The 15,943-nt window shown below is 67.5% G+C and carries 12 protein-coding genes and 1 other RNA gene; 5 read left to right on the top strand and 8 right to left on the bottom strand.

Going from position 1 to position 15,943, the window contains the following annotated elements:
* Positions 1-84 precede the first annotated feature (84 nt).
* The 4 genes from VT85_RS07435 to VT85_RS07420 all read left to right on the top strand — a co-directional run bounded on the left by VT85_RS07435 (position 85) and on the right by VT85_RS07420 (position 4,206).
* Positions 85-1,770 (top strand): ArnT family glycosyltransferase, encoded by a 1,686-nt coding sequence (locus VT85_RS07435; protein ID WP_068412749.1) that lies wholly within the window; start codon positions 85-87, stop codon positions 1,768-1,770.
* Between the two features lie 53 nt (positions 1,771-1,823).
* Positions 1,824-2,318: a cyclic pyranopterin monophosphate synthase MoaC gene (gene moaC, locus VT85_RS07430; RefSeq protein WP_068412745.1), complete on the top strand. Its 495-nt coding sequence runs from the start codon at positions 1,824-1,826 to the stop codon at positions 2,316-2,318.
* A gap of 28 nt (positions 2,319-2,346) precedes the next feature.
* Positions 2,347-3,354: a polyprenyl synthetase family protein gene (locus tag VT85_RS07425; protein WP_068421578.1), complete on the top strand. Its 1,008-nt coding sequence runs from the start codon at positions 2,347-2,349 to the stop codon at positions 3,352-3,354.
* A 390-nt stretch (positions 3,355-3,744) separates the two neighbouring features.
* Positions 3,745-4,206, top strand: coding sequence for a helix-turn-helix domain-containing protein (locus tag VT85_RS07420; protein ID WP_068412740.1), 462 nt, complete (start codon positions 3,745-3,747; stop codon positions 4,204-4,206).
* 109 nt (positions 4,207-4,315) lie between these two features.
* Here the strand turns inward: VT85_RS07420 and rpoN are convergent, their stop codons facing one another.
* The 7 genes from rpoN to VT85_RS07385 all read right to left on the bottom strand — a co-directional run bounded on the left by rpoN (position 4,316) and on the right by VT85_RS07385 (position 12,132).
* Positions 4,316-5,770 (bottom strand): RNA polymerase factor sigma-54, encoded by a 1,455-nt coding sequence (gene rpoN, locus VT85_RS07415; protein ID WP_068412738.1) that lies wholly within the window; start codon positions 5,768-5,770, stop codon positions 4,316-4,318.
* Positions 5,771-5,980: 210 nt separating this feature from the next.
* The gene (gene recR, locus VT85_RS07410) at positions 5,981-6,586 is read right to left on the bottom strand and encodes a recombination mediator RecR (RefSeq protein WP_068412735.1); all 606 of its coding nucleotides are present in this window, start codon (positions 6,584-6,586) and stop codon (positions 5,981-5,983) included.
* Entirely contained in the window at positions 6,586-6,927 is a 342-nt protein-coding gene (locus VT85_RS07405; RefSeq protein ID WP_068412731.1) for a YbaB/EbfC family nucleoid-associated protein, read from the bottom strand. Before VT85_RS07405 ends, recR begins: the two co-directional genes overlap by 1 nt.
* A 100-nt stretch (positions 6,928-7,027) precedes the next feature.
* Positions 7,028-8,920: a DNA polymerase III subunit gamma/tau gene (gene dnaX, locus VT85_RS07400; RefSeq protein ID WP_197491150.1), complete on the bottom strand. Its 1,893-nt coding sequence runs from the start codon at positions 8,918-8,920 to the stop codon at positions 7,028-7,030.
* A gap of 126 nt (positions 8,921-9,046) precedes the next feature.
* Positions 9,047-9,144, bottom strand: an RNA gene (gene ffs, locus VT85_RS07395) — signal recognition particle sRNA small type.
* 209 nt (positions 9,145-9,353) lie between these two features.
* Positions 9,354-10,487, bottom strand: coding sequence for a prenyltransferase/squalene oxidase repeat-containing protein (locus VT85_RS07390; RefSeq protein ID WP_231871474.1), 1,134 nt, complete (start codon positions 10,485-10,487; stop codon positions 9,354-9,356).
* 289 nt (positions 10,488-10,776) lie between these two features.
* Positions 10,777-12,132 (bottom strand): hypothetical protein, encoded by a 1,356-nt coding sequence (locus tag VT85_RS07385; protein ID WP_068412729.1) that lies wholly within the window; start codon positions 12,130-12,132, stop codon positions 10,777-10,779.
* Between the two features lie 259 nt (positions 12,133-12,391).
* Between VT85_RS07385 and treZ the strand changes: the two genes are divergently transcribed.
* Complete coding sequence (gene treZ, locus VT85_RS07380) at positions 12,392-14,326, top strand: malto-oligosyltrehalose trehalohydrolase (protein ID WP_197491149.1); 1,935 nt, start codon at positions 12,392-12,394, stop codon at positions 14,324-14,326.
* Here the strand turns inward: treZ and VT85_RS07375 are convergent, their stop codons facing one another.
* A complete protein-coding gene (locus VT85_RS07375) occupies positions 14,327-15,907 on the bottom strand; it encodes a sulfatase (RefSeq protein WP_231871473.1) in 1,581 nt (526 codons plus the stop codon).
* Positions 15,908-15,943: the final 36 nt, after the last annotated feature.

Here is a 15,943-nt window from a genome sequence, read left to right as displayed (position 1 = left end):
CCCGCCGGGCCCGAGGGCCGACTTGACGCCGACCCCAGACCTCGCGGCCGGGCTCCCCGCCGCGATCTCCGACGGACCCCGGCCGTGAGCCCGAACCCGACGCCGCACCGGCGTCTCGGCCTGGCCGCCGGCCTCCTCGCGGCCCTCCTGACGCTCGCCACCCTCCGCGGGCCGGGCCTGACGATCGACGAACCGCTCGACGTCCGTCCAGGACGAGACTACGTCGCCCTGCTGCAACGGGCCGGTTGGCGGTTCTTCGAGCGGGCTAACGTCGACGCGCTCTTCCGCGACAATGCCGAGCATCCGCCGCTGGGCCGCTGGCTGCTGGGGATCGCCTCGAAGGCCCTGGAGCCGTTTGAAGCCTGGATCTTCGGGCCCGACCCGACCGGGCTCTACGTCCTGTCGGGTCGAGTCGCCCCCGCCCTGGCCTTCGCGGTCCTCGTCGGCCTGATCGCCGCCGAGGCCGCCCGGCGATGGGGGGCCGCGGCGGGGATCGCGTCGGCCTGGACCCTCCTCGTCATGCCCCGCGTCTTCGGCCACGCCCACCTGGCGGCCCTCGACACGTTCCTCGGCCTCTTCTGGACCCTCGCGCTTCTGGCCGCCGCGCGGGCCGTCGACGCCCGGAGGCCCCTCCCCGTGATGCTCGCCGCCGGCGTCCTCTGGGGACTGGCCCTGCTGACCAAGATCCACGCGTGGTTCCTGGTTCCGCTTATTCTGGCCTGGGCCTTGATCCGTTTGCGGCCCGCGAAGGCCCTGGGCTTGGTGTCGGCCTGGGGGGCCGTGGGCGTGCTGGTCTTCGTGGCGGGCTGGCCCTGGCTCTGGTACGAAACGTTCCCGCGCTGGGGGGCGTTCTGGGGGACGGGCGTCGTCCGGGCGTCGATCCGGGTCGAGTACTTCGGGCGGATCTGGGCCGACCGCGACGTCCCCTGGCATTACCCCTGGCTCTATTTCGCCGTGACCGTCCCGATTCTGCTGCACGTTATGGGCGCGGTCGGCGTCGCTCGGGGCTGGCGGGAAAGACGCGAGGACCCATTCCCCGCACTTCTCATCGCGTCGGTGCTGCTGTTCCTGCTCCTGTTCAGCATGCGGGTCCCGGTGTACGACGGCGAGCGGCTCTTCCTGCTCGTCTTCCCGGCGTGGGCGATGCTCGCGGGCTTCGGTTTCGCCGCCGCATGGCGACGTTGGGGGGCTTTCCGCGCGGGCCGCGCGGCGCTCGTCGGGCTGATGCTCGGTCAAGCCTACGGGGCGGCGTCCATGCACCCGTTCGGTCTCAGCTACTACAACCTGCTGGTCGGCGGCCTCCCCGGGGCCGAGCGGCTGGGCCTGGAGCCGACTTACTGGGGGGACGCCGTCGACCGCCTCTTGCTCGACGAGCTGGCGCGACGGGTCGAGCCCGGCGAGGTGGTCGCGCTCGCTCCCACGCTCTACCCCGGCCAGGGCGTCGCCACGACCACCGCCGCGCTGGTGCGTCGGGACGTCGTGATCCGCGACGAGTCGGCCGTCCCGGAGGCCGACTGGATCCTCGTCTCCCGACGCCGCGCTTACTGGAGTCCCGAACTGGTCCAACGTCTGGCCGATCCCTCGGCCCGGAGGGTCGCCTCGAGAGGCCGTCAGGGCGTGTGGCTGTCCGGCCTCTGGAAATTTCCCAGGACCCAGCGCCCGTCCCCTGACGCCTCGGTTCGCGCCGTTGATCGGATCGACGAAGACCGCCGCGGGAGCCTCGTCGATCCGGGTCCGAAGAATCAGGAGCGACCCACTAGCCGCGATTAGGTTAATTCGTAAAATACGTTCAGAACGAATTGAACAGAAAACCTGGGGGGCCGATGGGGGAACTTACCCATTATGATGAGCAGGGGGCGAGCCGGATGGTCGACGTGTCGGCCAAGTCGCCCTCCCTGCGCATGGCGAAGGCCAGCGGGCTGGTCCGTATGGCGGCGACGACGCTGCAGCTCATCCTCGATCGCAAGGCGGCCAAGGGAGACGTCCTGGAGACGGCCCGACTGGCGGCGATCATGGGGGCGAAGCGGACCGGCGAGCTGATCCCCCTGTGCCATCCTCTGGGGCTCGATGCGGTCGAGGTCGAGTTGACGCCGGCACCCCCGGACGCCGTGGAGATCGTGGCGACCGTCAAGTTCCACGGCCGGACGGGCGTCGAAATGGAGGCCCTGACTGCGGTCAGCGTCGCCGGATTGACGATCTACGACATGTGCAAGGCCGTCGACCGCGGGATGGTCATCGAGCGCGTGCGTCTGGAGGAGAAGATCGGGGGCGCGCGGGGCGCCTACAAGCGTGATGGATCGGATCGAGTTGATGAGTGACGGACGACGCAGCAGAGTGGAGACGGGCATGACGAGACCATCAGGGCTGCAGACCGAGGAGAGCCGTCGGACGCTCGGGCGCCTGTTCGCGCCCATCCAGGCCGAGATGGCGGACGCGGAGCAAATCTTCCAGGACGAACTGGGGAGCCGGTTCCCGTTCGTGCAGGCCCTCGTCGAGCACTGCGGCGACTACCAGGGGAAGCGGCTCCGCCCGGCCCTGGTCCTGCTCTCCGCCGGAGCCTGCGGCCGGACGACCCCCGCGCACCCGGTGCTGGCGGCGGTCGTGGAGATGGTGCACACCGCCACCCTCGTGCACGACGACGTCCTGGACGAGTCCATGGTCCGCCGCCACGCCGCCACGGTGAACGCCGAGTGGGGCAACGAGACGGCCGTCATGCTCGGCGACTACCTGTTCGCGCACGCCTACCACCTGGCGGCCTCGCTCGACTCGACGCTCGCCTGCCGATGGGTCGGGAAGGCCGCGAACGAGGTCTGCGAGGGGGAGATGCAGCAGCTCCACCACCGCGGCAATCTGGACCTCGACGAGCCGTCCTATTACGAGATCATCGCCGGCAAGACCGCGGCCCTCACCGCCGTCTCCTGCCGCCTGGGCGCCCATTACGCCGGGGCCGAGCAAGCCGTCGTCGATTCCCTGGAGGCCTACGGGAGTCACGTCGGCATGGCCTTCCAGATCGCCGACGACGTCCTCGACATCTGGGGCGACGAGCGCGCCACCGGCAAGAGCCTGGGGACCGACCTGGAGAAGCAAAAGCTGACCCTGCCGCTGATCCGCCTGCTGGAGATCGGCGACCCGGCGACCGTGGAAGAGACGCGCCGCCTGCTCCTGGGAGCCCGGGCCGATTCGCGCCGCCGCCTCCAACCCCTGCTCGAGGATTCCGGGGCTCTCGACTACGCCTGGGCCAAGGCCAGGTGGCACGTCGAGCAGGCCCTCGCCTCCCTCGAAGTCGTCGCCCCGTCCCCCTACCGGGACGTCCTCTCCGCGATGGCCGAGTACGTCGTTCGCCGCAACGCCTGACTCGTCGACGCGACGGCTTCCCGTTAACGTGATCGACGAAGTTGAACACTTGTCGATTATTGCGAAGTCGGAATCGAACGGCGGATCCCAGCGCCTTCGTTCGCCTTCCCGAACCGGGGACTCGGCCCGGCTCGGGAGGCGGCGCCCCGGCCGGGGATTATTTGCGGCTTTTTGATTGCAAGCCCCAGGCCGACGGCTATGATGAGGCGCAGACGCGGTCGGTCGCGTCACGGGCTCGTTCATGCCGCCCCCGCACCGGGGGTCCGCCGCCATCCCCCGGCGGCCTGCGATATCGACGTCGGCCTGTCCTGATTTTGCGTTTTCGTCGGGATTTCTGCGAAAGCGAAAACCAAAGCCCCCCGTATTGGGGAGAATGGCTGCGGTCGAGTCATGGAACTGAAGCAAAAGCTCCAGATGCTGATGAAGCGTCAGAACCTCAACGGCCAGCGGTTGGCGAGGCTCTCCCAGGTCAGCGACTCGGAAATCTCCCGGATCCTCCAGGGGAAATCCCGTCCCGGCCTGGACAACGCGCTCCGGCTCGCCCAGGCCGTCGGCGTCTCGCTGGACTATCTGGCCGACGACAACGTCGAGGCCGAACCCTCGCCCCCCGAGGATGCACTTTGCCCCGAGGACCACAAGCTGCTGGCCCTCTGCAATCGGATCGGCGGCGAGGAGGTCCACCGCATCCTGGAGATCGTCCGCATCCTTGGATATGACGCCGCGATGGCCCGACTCATCGGCGTCGTCTCCAAGCCGGTCATCGAACGGTTGGACGAGGAAGCCGCCGAGTCCCGCCCCGGGATCCCGAGCGGATCCTCGCACATCGGTCGATCGGCCACCTTCTCGGCCTGATCGGCCCAGTGGAGGGAGCCGGGTCGGGAACCTCACTCCCTGGCCTGAACCCCTCGCGCGGGGCGTCCGGTGAAAGACGCCCCGACGCGATCGGCACCCGTTTCGCCCCTTAGAACTGCTTGCGCTGGCGGCTTGAGGGGATCATGAGGGCCTGGCGGTACTTGGTGACGGTGCGCCGCGCCACCTTGAGACCGTGACGGCCCATCTCGTCGACGATCTCCTCGTCCGACATCGGGCTCGACTTGTCTTCCTTGGCGACCACCTCGAGCAGCTTCTGCTTGATCGTGTCCCAGGCGATCTCCTCGCCGTCGGCCGTTACGGTGCCGCCGCCGAAGAATCGCTTCAGGGGGAAGATGCCCCGGGGGGACTGCACCCACTTGTCGTCGACCGCCCGGCTCACCGTCGTGACGTGGACGCCCACGCGGTCGGCGATCTGCTGCATCTTGAGCGGCTCGATGAACTCGGGCCCCTTGTCGAGGAACGCCTTCTGGTGCTCGATGATGGCCCTGGCCACCTTGAGCAAAGTGTTCCGGCGCTGTTCGATCGACTCGATGAGCCACCGGGCCGACTGGATCCGCTTCTGGATGAACTCGCGGGCGGCCGGATCGGTCCCCTTGTTGCGGAGCTGCTTCTGGTAGTAGTGCGAGATCGAGAGGTTGGGGGTGTGCTCGTCCACCAGGCGAACGTCGTAGGCGCCCGTCTCGTCGGGCTCGACGATCAGGTCCGGGATGACGTAGTGGGTGTTCTCGGTCAGGCTGAACGAGGAGCCCGGCCTGGGGTTCAGCCGCCGAAGGTGCTCGAGGGCCTCCTTGATCGTCTCGATCGCCAGGCCCGTCTTCTTCTCGATCGTGGGGAGGCGGTTGTGCTGGAGGTCGTCCAGGTGGTGTGAGATCACCGTCCGGAGGATGTCGTGGCAAGGGGTGTCGGGCGTCAGCTGAAGGAGCAGGCATTCCCTCAGGTCCCGGGCGCCGACCCCCGGAGGATCGAGACGTTGCACCAGATGCAGCGCGTCCTCGACCTGTTCGACGGTGACGTCGTGGCCGAAGTCGCGGGCGATGTCGTGCAGGGTGACGTTCTTGGGCAGGTAGCCGTTGTCGTCCAGATTGTAAATCAGGTACTCGGCTAGTTCCCGAAACAGGGCCTCGCAGTCGAAGAATCCCAGCTGTTCGGTCAGGCTGTCGTGGAACGAGCGGGGGCGCGACGCCATGTTCTGCATCGCGTCGAGTTTGCGGTCTCCCTCTTCGCTCAGCGACGCGCGGCTGCGACGCGGGCCCTCGTCGTAGATCTCGCTCCAGTTCTCATCGAGATTGATGAGGCTGTCGAACTCGTTGGGCTCGGCCTCCGCCGGCTCGGCGACGGCCGGTCCCGCAGTCTCCTCGCCCTCTTCCGAAGGGGAGGCCGACTCGCGGAGGTCCACCAGGACCGGGTTCTCGCTCAGCTCCTGCTCGATCCGCTCCTGCAACGCCATGATCGGCAACTGGAGGATTTCCATCGACTGGATCATTCGAGGCGCCATGCGGAGGCGCATCTCAGTCCGCATCTGCTGGGAGGTATCAAGCCGCATGATCCGTTTTCCTCAGTACCGACGGGCCCTCGGCGACGCCGAGATGGTGAGCGTCCGGCTCACCCGGATCTCAGCGACGTGTTATTCTGCAAGTATTATGCCGCAGCTTCACAAGCTTCAAGGCGCCACCGTGAGGAAGTCTCCGAAACGGGCTCCTCGATCATCCCGAAGCGTGATGGAATCCCTTGGCATCGCGTGGGATGCGACCCGTCAGAAGGGCTGGCGACCGGTCAGGGCGTCGGCCAGCATGTCGCGGCTGGCGAACTCGAGCGTGCTCCCGGACGCCAGTCCGCGAGCCAGCCGGGTGATCTTTATGGGCTCGCTCTGGAGCCTTTGCGCGATGTAGAGCGCGGTGCCGTCCCCTTCGAGATTCGGGTTCGTCGCCATGATCAGCTCGCGCACCTGTCCCTCGGCGACGCGAGCCTCAAGGGCGGCGATCGTCAACTGATCCGGTCCCATCCCTTGCAAGGGGGCGAGCCGACCCAGGAGGACGTGGTACACCCCGGGGTAAGACCCCGATTTCTCGATGGCCAGGAGGTCTCGCGACTGCTCGACGACGCAGACGAGCCCCGCGTCCCGGCGCTCGTCTCGACAGATGGAGCAGAGCGGCTGCTCGACCTCCGTGAGATGGAAGCATCGCGTGCAGTGTCGGACCTGCTCCTTGGCGGCGCGGATGGCTTCGGCCAGTTCCAGGGCCTCGTCGACCGGGCATTTGAGCAGGTGATGGGCGAGGCGTTCGGCCGATTTCGCTCCGATGCCGGGCAGGCGGCCCAGCGTCGTGGTGAGGCGGTCGAGAGCCGAGGCGTAGCCCGCCATCAGGATCCTCCGGCTTCGTTCGGAAAGAGGTTCGGCGGGATGCCCCCCGTGAGCGAGGTCAGGGACTGCGTGGCGTTCTCGCGAACCTTGACCAGCGCCGCGTTGACCGCCGCCGCGACCAGGTCCTCCAGCAGTTCGACGTCGCCGTCGGCGACCAGCTTGGGGTCGATGCGGATGGAGAGGATCTCCATGCGGCCGTTGATCTTGGCGAGGACGGCCCCGCCGCCGGCTTCGCCCTGGGCCTCCATCTTGCCGAGGGCCTCGGCGGCCTTGGCCATGGATTCGCGGATCTTTCCCGCGTTTTTCATCAGGTCCGCGATATCGCCGATTTTGCCAAACACGTTGCATCGCTCCCTTCCGGCCGACGCCCTTCGAAAAGTCCGAGATCGAACGGCCGATCCTGCGGGAACGAGGGAGGTGCGCCCTGATTTCCTGTGAGCCTCAGTGATCGGGCGTCGCGGCCTCGTCGCCGTCACGCCGGGTCTCGGGCTCGAAGTGGCTCACCCGGGCCTCGAAGAGTTCCACGACCTTCTGGATCAGGGGGTCGCTCATGAGCTGCTCAAGCCGTCGGGGGCCGCTCTCGGGTGCATCGGCCGGGGCTTCCCCGACTTGCGACGATTCGTAGCGGACCTTCAGGGGCCTCTGGAGGAGCCACTGGAGGCATTCCGCGATCCGGCTTCGGGCCTCATCGGTCCCGCAGGGGTCGGCGACTGAATTGTACCCCGGCTTGGCCGCGATGACCAGCACACCCGGCTCGTCGACGCCGATTGGCTGGGCCTGGCTCAGGCGCCAGGACAGGCTCGGCCCTACCTTTTTCAAGAGGTCCGGCCAGATCTTTTCGATGACTTCCAGATCCAGCGGCGGGGGTTCCTCGGCACGTCGGCCGGGCTCGGCCGCCGGCTTTCGTTCCAACCCCCCTGGAGAATCGTCTTCGGGGCGGCGAGGTTGCGATCGAGGCCCGGAGGGGCGGTGAGGAGCGGCGGGCGAGTCCAGAGGGGGGGCGGCGCGCAGAGGTTCGACCGGGGCCACGAAATTCGACGGCTTGCCGATGCCGGTCCCCAGGCTGGCGGCCGAGTCCGCCTGCGAGAGCCTTGTTTTTGCGCTGGCTGCCGAAGGCCTGGGCGATGGCGAGGAGCCTGATTCCAGCGCCTTGAGTCGCTGAACGACCTCGCCCAGCTCGTCGAGATTTTCCAGCCGAGCGATTCGCACGAACGCCAGTTCCGCGAGCAGCCTGCCGTGAGAAACGCCTCGCATTCGCGCTCGGGCTTCGGCGAGGATCTGCAGCGCGGCGAGGATTGCGTCGGTCGACCAGACATCGACGGCGGCCTGGAGCCTCGGCTTTTGTCGAGGCGCGACGGTCAGCGTGAGGGCCTCGGCACCGATCGAGAGGACCATGGCGTCGCGGAGGAAGTCGATCACCCCGGCGAGCAGTTCGGACGCCTGCACCCCTTCCGAGGTCGCCTGGTCCAGCAGGGTCAGGGCGGTGGCCGGGTCGTGGCCGGACAGAGCCTCGATCATCGCCAGGAGGCGTTCGTCGCTGGCGGTGCCGAGCAGGGCGTGGACGACGTCCGGGGTGAGTCTAGGGCTCCCCGACGAGAGCATGCGTTCGAGCAGCGACTGGGCGTCGCGCATCGAGCCCCCGGCGCGGCGGGCGACGATCTGGAGGGCGTCGAGGTCGGCCTCGACCTGCTCGCGATCGCAGATCTCCTTGAGGGTGCCGACGATCGCCTCGGGCGAGATCCCCGCGAAGTCGTAGCGCTGGCATCGCGAGAGGACCGTGATCGGGATCTTGTTCGCCTCGGTCGTGGCGAAGAAGAATTTGACGTGCGGCGGCGGCTCCTCCAGCGTCTTCAACAGCGCGTTGAACGCGCCGGTGGAGAGCATGTGGACCTCGTCGATGTAGTAGATCTTGAACCGCGAGCGGCTGGGGCGGAGCGAGACGTTCTGCCGAAGCTCGCGGACCTGCTCGACGCCGTTGTTGCTGGCGCCGTCGATCTCGATGACGTCGACGTCCTGGCCGACGGAGATCGCTTGGCAGATGTCGCAGACCTGGCACGGCTCCTCGGTCGGCCCGTTCACGCAGTTCAGGCACTTGGCGAAGATCCGGGCCATCGACGTCTTGCCGACGCCCCGAGTGCCGCAGAAGAGATAGGCTTGCGCCAGCCGATTCAGCCGGATCGCGTTGCGAAGGGCCTGGACGACGTGGTCCTGACCGACGACGTCCTCGAAGCGCTGGGGACGGTAACGGCGGGCGACGACCGTATAGTTCTCGGAGCGGGCGTCAGGTGCAGCCGGAATATCAACTCGCGTTTTCGAGGCGGGGCCTTGCGACACGAGCCGGCGCTCCCTCGTTCCGGTTTCGCGTGTCGTCAGGCAGGGCGGCGAGCCCTACCCTTGAGCGTTCCGACCGCGATTCGGTTCCATCCTTCGGGTCCGCCCGTCTTGCGGGGGCCTGGGAGAGCCGGGGAGGTTCTCCCGCGCACATGAGGGTGATGCTTATGGCTGCTGCGTTCCCGCCCTGACCAGGTTCGCAAACCCCCATTGCCCGGGTCCCCCCCGGCTCACCCGGACCCCCGCCGAGGGCGGATGTCAGGCGAACGCCCATTCTCCGCAAGTTCCCAGCGGGATGCAAGACCAACCGGCGCAAGGAGGCGATCGGCGAGGCTGAACGTCGCCGACGGGGCCGCCTTCCCGACGTCCCCCCTGCTCCGCCGCTGGTCGCGACCCGATCGCCGACCTTGGCGGAGCGGCGGGAGGATTCCGCGACTCAGGACCCCTTCTTGCGCGTCGTCGCCAGGGCCATCAGGCCGTAGGCGGTGACGAGGTTGGCGTCGCCTTCCAAAAAGGCGTCGGTCGGGTTCACCCATTCGCCGTTGGGTCCTTGCCGCTTCGCCAGCGCGGCGACGAGGTCGGACCGCCAGTCGTGGGAGACGCCCGCCGCGTCCTCGAACTGGTCGGCCCCCAAAAGCGACAGGGCCTTGCCGAAGACCTGGTAATAGTAGTACAGCCCGCGCTGGCCCAGGCCGGGGTTCTCGTCGACGGTGTAGTTCTTCTTGATGTAGTCGATCGCGGCCTTGGCGCGGGGGTCGTCGACGGTCAGGCCGGCGTAGATCAGGCTCTTGAGGCCGGCGTAGGTCATGGAGGCGTACGACCGGAGGCCGCCGTCCTCGCTGGGGCCCGCCATGCTGGTCCCGCCGTTGGCAGGCGTGTAAATGAAGCCGCCGTCGTTGACCTTCTTGGCCCAGGGCTGGTCGTTGAACTCGCTGTCGAGATTCTGGCACCGAGAAAGGAAGATCAAGGCTTTCTGGAAGGCCGGATCGCTGGACGGCACGCCCGAATCGTGCAGCGCTTCGAGCATGAACGTGGTGTTCGAGAGGTCGGGGCGGTTGTTTCGGCCGCCGTATCCCGAGCCGCCGTAGAACGGGTCGGCCGGCGACTTGCCCTCGCTCTCGTCCCACTGACGGCCCTTGAGGAACTCCTGCGAGCCCTTGACGATCGCATCGTAGCGGCCGTCGGTGTTGGCCTGATGGAACGCCATCAGCGCGACGGCCGTGGCGTAGTTCGCGTGCGAGGCTTCGGGAAGGCCCCCCTCCGGCTTGACGAACGACTCCAGGTAGGCCAGCCCCTTGACCACCGCCGGGTCGGCGGGACCCGCCTGCCCCGACTTCAAAAGGGCCGTGACCGCCAGCGCCGTGATCCCCGGCTCCTTGCGATCCGCCGACCAGAGGCCGTTCGCGTCCTGCCTCGAGCGGAGGAACTGGACTCCCTTCGCCGACAAGGCTTCGGCCGTCGCCGGGGCTTCCTGGCCGCGAGCCCGCCCACTCAGGGCGTTCGGCAGGAAGGCCAGGGCCAGGACGCCGGCCGAATTCTCAAGGAACGTTCGACGGTTGCTGACGCTCATCAATGGGGCTCGCTTTACCGAAAGAGGATCGGGACGGACTCGCGCCCGGCCCTTCGATTCCATCGCGTGAGGCGCCGTCGCGCCAAGGGATCGACTCCTGGAATCGTCCTCGCGGGCCCTTTCGCACTTCAGATGCCACGGTGTAAGAACGAGGATTCGCCCCTTGAAATCCAGGGTTTTCGTGGGTCCCGAGGAGCGAGGTGCGTGGGTTCAAGGTGGATAATCCGCCGTCGCCGGCGGATTTTCGTCCAGATTGTCGTTCGACCTCGCGAGTCGCTCCTCGGTCGATTCAGGGTGTCGCGCCGAGCAGTTCCTTGAGGCGGTCCAGCCTCGTCGCGGTCGACGCGTCGGTCTCGGGGGTCGATTCCAGGAGTCGAGCGTCGCCCGTCTCGGCTGCCCGGCGAAGGAGGTTCGCGACGTCGGGATCTTCAGTTGCGAGGTCGCGGATCGCCAGGGCCGCTTTCGCATCCGGGATGGCCAGTCGGCCGAGCAGCCTGCGCTGGGCTTCCGGGACGATCTCGACGCTCCGGGCCGTCATCGTGAAACCGCCCGGGAAGAGGCGGGCGACGTCGAATCGCCAGGAGACGCGGCCCGACGACTCGACCCTGCCGTTCGATTCGGCCGGGACGATCTCGCCGGGCAGCCGTACGGCGAACGCGAACCTGGGCCCCGGGGGCTGGAGGAGCGGCGGGTAGGCGTAATAGCCGGTCATCCGCACCACAAGGGGGAGGAGTCGCGCCTCAAGCTCCTCCTTGCGATCCTTGACGTACGAGTTCCAGGTTGGTGAGTAGGGCGGGGCCGACAAGCTCGACAGAATCGCCTCGATCTCCTCGGGCTTCGGCGGGCTTCCGTCATGGTGGCGGAAGGTCGCGGCGATCCGCTCGTTCAGGTGTTCGCGCACGCGCCGCGTGGCCTCTTCGGAGGAGACGACGGAGCCCTGGGCGTCGTGCAGGTCGATTCCGGCGCGCTCGAGAGCGGCGATCAATTGCGTCGTCATCACCTCGCTCGCCGCCTTCGGGTCTTCGATCGCCGCCGCGTCGTACCAGATGTCGAGGAGGTCGCGGAACAACGGAAGTCCGCGACGTTTCAACTCCTCGACGGCTGCGGAGACTTCGAAATCCGGGCCGTAAACCCGCTTGAAGCCGTCGGGGATCATCGAACCGGCGATTTCGATGAACGCATCCCGAGCCTTCTCGAAGCCCTCGCGGGTGACGTTGTTCGTGATCCCTTCACTCCAGTCGTGCTCGACGAAGAGTCCATAGTCCTTGCGTTTATAGGATCGCGTCAGATCGCTGGACCCGAATTCGGGATAGCCTTCGATCGTCTTGCGAAAGTGGGAGGGGATCTGGGCCGGGGAGTCGAAACGGCCTTGGGCGTGAAAATAAGGCGTCCCGGTGGAGCCGCCGACTTCCTCCTGAAACGCGGGAGGGACGGAAACGTCGGCCACCGAGGCCCAGCGCGAGTTCCAGTCCGGTCCGAGCGCTCCCTCGGGGAGAAGGCTGTCTTTGGGCTGCCAGATGGATCGGTCGCAGGAACCGTCGGGATTCACGACGGTCTCGACCTGGATCAAGGGAGCGGGACCGCACCCGGCGAATGTGAGCGTCAGGGCCAGCCACGCGAGGAGCGATCGGGTCGGACGACGCATGATCGTGTCCTTGGTCGACGAATGCGTTGCGAAGGGGGGGCCGCTTCATTCACGATCGTCCCCCTCGGCGCACGCAGCGTCAATGAAATTCGATGGAACGGGAATTGCATAAGAACGCGGTGATGTTAACCCGATTTGTAAGTACGACCACAATGAGGAGTTGAGGCCCGGCGACCGCGACGGCGACGGCCTCGGATGGTTCATGAATCAGAAGAATGATGCGACTCCCAGACTGACGAGTTTTGCACGCCGACTGCCAGTGGGGGCCGAAATCCAGGGAGGCGGCGTCCATTTCCGGGTCTGGGCGCCGAAGCGGAAACAGGTCGAGGTCGTCGTCGAGGGGGGGGCGGGGAGCCTCGTCGCTCTGGATGCCGAGGCGGAAGGCTATTACTCGGGCTTCGCGCCGGGGCTCGGCGCCGGGGCGCGATATCGTTACCGCCTGGACGGGGAAGGCCCCTACCCCGATCCGGCCTCGCGGTTCCAGCCCGAAGGGGTCCACGGTCCATCGGAGGTCGTCGATCCCTCGACGTACTCCTGGAGCGACGCGGGCTGGAAGGGGTGTGGGCTGCGCGGCCAGGTGCTCTACGAATTGCACGTGGGCACGTTCACGCCGGAGGGGACGTGGGACGCGGCCGTCGATCGCCTCGCGCGGCTGGTCGAGCTGGGCGTGACCGTCGTCGAGGTGATGCCCGTCGCCGAGTTCGCGGGCGAGTTCGGCTGGGGCTACGACGGCGTCGACCTGTTCGCCCCTTATCACGTCTACGGGACGCCGGACGCGATGCGACGGTTCGTCGACCGGGCCCACTCGCTGGGCCTCGCGGTGATCCTGGACGTGGTCTACAACCACTTCGGTCCCGACGGGGCCTACTTCGGGGCCTTCTCCGACTCCTACCTGCATGGTGGGCGCGCCAACGATTGGGGAGACGCGCTGAACTTCGACGGCGAGGACTCCGGTCCCGTGCGACAGTTCTTCGAGTCCAACGCCGGATACTGGATCGACGAGTTCCACCTCGACGGCCTCCGGCTCGACGCCACGCACGCCATCCACGACGCGTCGCCGGACCACATCGTCGCCTCGCTGACGCGCCGGGCCCGCGAGGCGGCCGGCGGCCGGTCGATCATCCTCTTCGCGGAGAACGAGGCCCAGGACGTCAGTATGATCCAGCCCCAGTCTCGGGGCGGGTGCGGCGTCGACGCCGCGTGGAACGACGACTTCCACCACGCGGCACGCGTCGCGGCGACCGGACGCGCCGAGGCCTACTACGCCGATTATCACGGAACGCCCCAAGAGCTGATCTCGGCCGTGAAGTGGGGATACCTGTTCCAGGGCCAGCTGGTGAAGTGGCAGCAGAAGCGACGCGGTACTTACGCGATCGACCTGCCGGCGGAGCAGTTCCTCATCTACCTGGAAAACCACGATCAGGTCGCGAATTCGGCGCGCGGCAGCCGGCTCAAGACCCTTACGAGCCCGGGGCGGTATCGCGCCTTGACGGCCCTCCAGCTGCTATCGCCGCAGACGCCGATGCTGTTCCAGGGCCAGGAGCTGGGGAGCGAACAGCCCTTTTTGTACTTCTGCGACCATCACGAGGAGCTGGCCTCGGCGGTGCGCGAGGGGCGTAGGGAAGAGCTCGCGGGCTTCGCCAGCACCACGCTCCCCGAGCTTCGCGAGCACCTGTTCGACCCCGCCGCCGAGTCGACGTTCCTGGCCTCCAAGCTCGTCGAGCCCGCGGATTTTCGCGAAGTCCAGGAGTTCCGGCTGATTCACGACCTCCTGAAGCTGCGCCGCGACGACCCAGTCTTCCGAGCGCAGGACGCGACGAAGATCCATGGCGCGGTGATCGGCCCCGAGGCGTTCGTGCTCCGGTTCTTCGGCGATTTCCCCGACTGCCGCCTCATCTTGATCAACCTGGGCCGAGACCTCTACCCGGCCGCCAACACCGAGCCCTTGCTCGCGCCGCCGCCGGGCCAGGACTGGTCGGTGACCTGGTTCAGCGAGCACCCCACCTACGGCGGTTCGGGCATCCCGCCTCTCGAGGCCGACCAGCCCTGGCGCGCGCCGGGGCATTCGGCCGTCGTCTTCGCCCCCGTCCCGGCCCCGGACCGTCCGCACGTGGCCGAGATGGGCTCGACCGAGGTCCAGGACTACGACGTCCACCCCGCGCTGCGCCGGAGGCGGCGGGGCGGGCGGCCCTGATCAACGAGCGGGAGCCGGCGTCGGTTCGATGAATGGCGCCGTGCCGTAAGCCTCGCGGGGCAGCTTAGCCGGGACCTTCAGGTCGCGACGGAGCCGCTCCAGCTCGCGCTTCAGCTCGGCGACGACTTCCGCGTTGGCGGGGTCGTCGTACACGTCGCGAAGCTCGTGTGGATCGTTGTGAAGGTCGAACAGCTCCCAGGCGTCGAGGTCGGGACCGTCGAAGCGGATGAGCTTGTAGCGGTCGTTCACGACGCCGTGGTGGGGCCGGACGTGGTGAGGGTCGGGGTACTCGAAGTACTCGTAATAGAAGCTCTTCCGCCAGTCTGCGGGGGCCTCGCCGCGGAGGATCGGGACGAGGCTCCGGCCCTGGAGGTCGGCCGGGACGGCCACGCCGGCGGCTTCCAGCAAGGTCGGCGCGAAGTCGACGTTCGAGACGATTCGGGGCTCGATGCTCCCCGGCTTCACCACGCCGGGCCAGCGGACGAGCAGCGGAGTCTTCAGCGATTCCTCGAAGATCCATCGCTTGTCGAACCAGCCGTGCTCGCCCAGGTAGAAGCCCTGGTCGGACGCATAGACGACGATCGTGTCTTCGGCCAACCCTTCATCATCCAGGTATTTGAGAATCCGGCCGACGTTTTCGTCGATCCCCTTGATGCAGCCGAGATAGTCGTGCATGTAGCGGTTGTACTTCCAGCGGACCAGGTCGTCGCCCTGGAGGTTCGCCCGGCGGAAGGCCTCGTTGCGGGGCTTGTAGTAGGCGTCCCACGCCGCGCGCTGGTCGGGGGAGAACCGCTCCTTGAAGTCGTTGAGCTTGAGGTCGTTCGCGTTCATCGTGCGGGCGATGGTCATGTCCTGGTCGCGTTCGGCGAGCGAGCGTCCGGCGTAGTCGTCGAACAGCGTCGGCGGCTCGGCGTAGGTGCGGTCGCCGTCGTGGCCCAGGTGGCGGATCGCGGGGGACCAGGGGCGGTGCGGCGCCTTGTGCTGGGACATCAGCAGGAACGGCCTGGATCGGTCGCGCTTCTTCAGCCAGTCGAGCGAGACGTCGGTGACGACGTCGGTGACGTAGCCGGATCGTCGGGAACGCACGCCCATCTCGATCATGTCGGGGTCGTAGTAGATCCCCTGCCCCGGAAGGATGTTCCAGTAGTCGAAGCCGGTGGGGTCCGAGTGGAGGTGCCACTTGCCGACGATCGCCGTCTGGTACCCGGCCTGGCGCAGGAGCTTCGGGAAGGTCGGCTGGGCGCCGTCGAACCGGCTGTTGGAGTTGTTGTAGAAGCCGTTGGCGTGGCTGTACTTGCCGGTGAGCACGGTGGCTCTGCTGGGCCCGCAGATGGAGTTGGGGACGAGGCAGCGGTCGAACCGGACCCCCTCGCGGGCGATCCGGTCCAGATTCGGGGTGTCGAGCAGCTTGCGCGGGTCCTGATAGGCGCCCACCGCCTGGTAGGCGTGGTCGTCCGAGAAGACGAAGACGATGTTGGGCTGTTTCGGAGCCTCGCGCGCGAAGGCCGTCGCCACGAAACAGGAGCCGAACGCGACGGCGGTCGCCGCCGCGCGGGTCATCCAACCGAATCTTGCCTTCATGTGGATGTTCTCGTCGGAAGGGGAGGCGCGACCGGG

This window comes from Planctomyces sp. SH-PL62 (assembly GCF_001610895.1).
GTDB lineage: Bacteria > Planctomycetota > Planctomycetia > Isosphaerales > Isosphaeraceae > Paludisphaera.
The sequence above is the reverse complement of the archived record's forward strand: the minus strand, read 5'-3'. Positions and strand labels throughout refer to the sequence as shown.

Excerpts from the sequence above, each read along its gene's own strand:
- VT85_RS07425 (WP_068421578.1), top strand. The coding sequence starts at position 2,347 with ATGACGAGACCATCAGGGCTGCAGACCGAGGAGAGCCGTCGGACGCTC.
- VT85_RS07390 (WP_231871474.1), bottom strand. The coding sequence starts at position 10,487 with ATGAGCGTCAGCAACCGTCGAACGTTCCTTGAGAATTCGGCCGGCGTC.
- VT85_RS07420 (WP_068412740.1), top strand. The coding sequence starts at position 3,745 with ATGGAACTGAAGCAAAAGCTCCAGATGCTGATGAAGCGTCAGAACCTC.
- VT85_RS07385 (WP_068412729.1), bottom strand. The coding sequence starts at position 12,132 with ATGCGTCGTCCGACCCGATCGCTCCTCGCGTGGCTGGCCCTGACGCTC.
- rpoN (WP_068412738.1), bottom strand. The coding sequence starts at position 5,770 with ATGCGGCTTGATACCTCCCAGCAGATGCGGACTGAGATGCGCCTCCGC.
- VT85_RS07375 (WP_231871473.1), bottom strand. The coding sequence starts at position 15,907 with ATGAAGGCAAGATTCGGTTGGATGACCCGCGCGGCGGCGACCGCCGTC.
- moaC (WP_068412745.1), top strand. The coding sequence starts at position 1,824 with ATGGGGGAACTTACCCATTATGATGAGCAGGGGGCGAGCCGGATGGTC.
- recR (WP_068412735.1), bottom strand. The coding sequence starts at position 6,586 with ATGGCGGGCTACGCCTCGGCTCTCGACCGCCTCACCACGACGCTGGGC.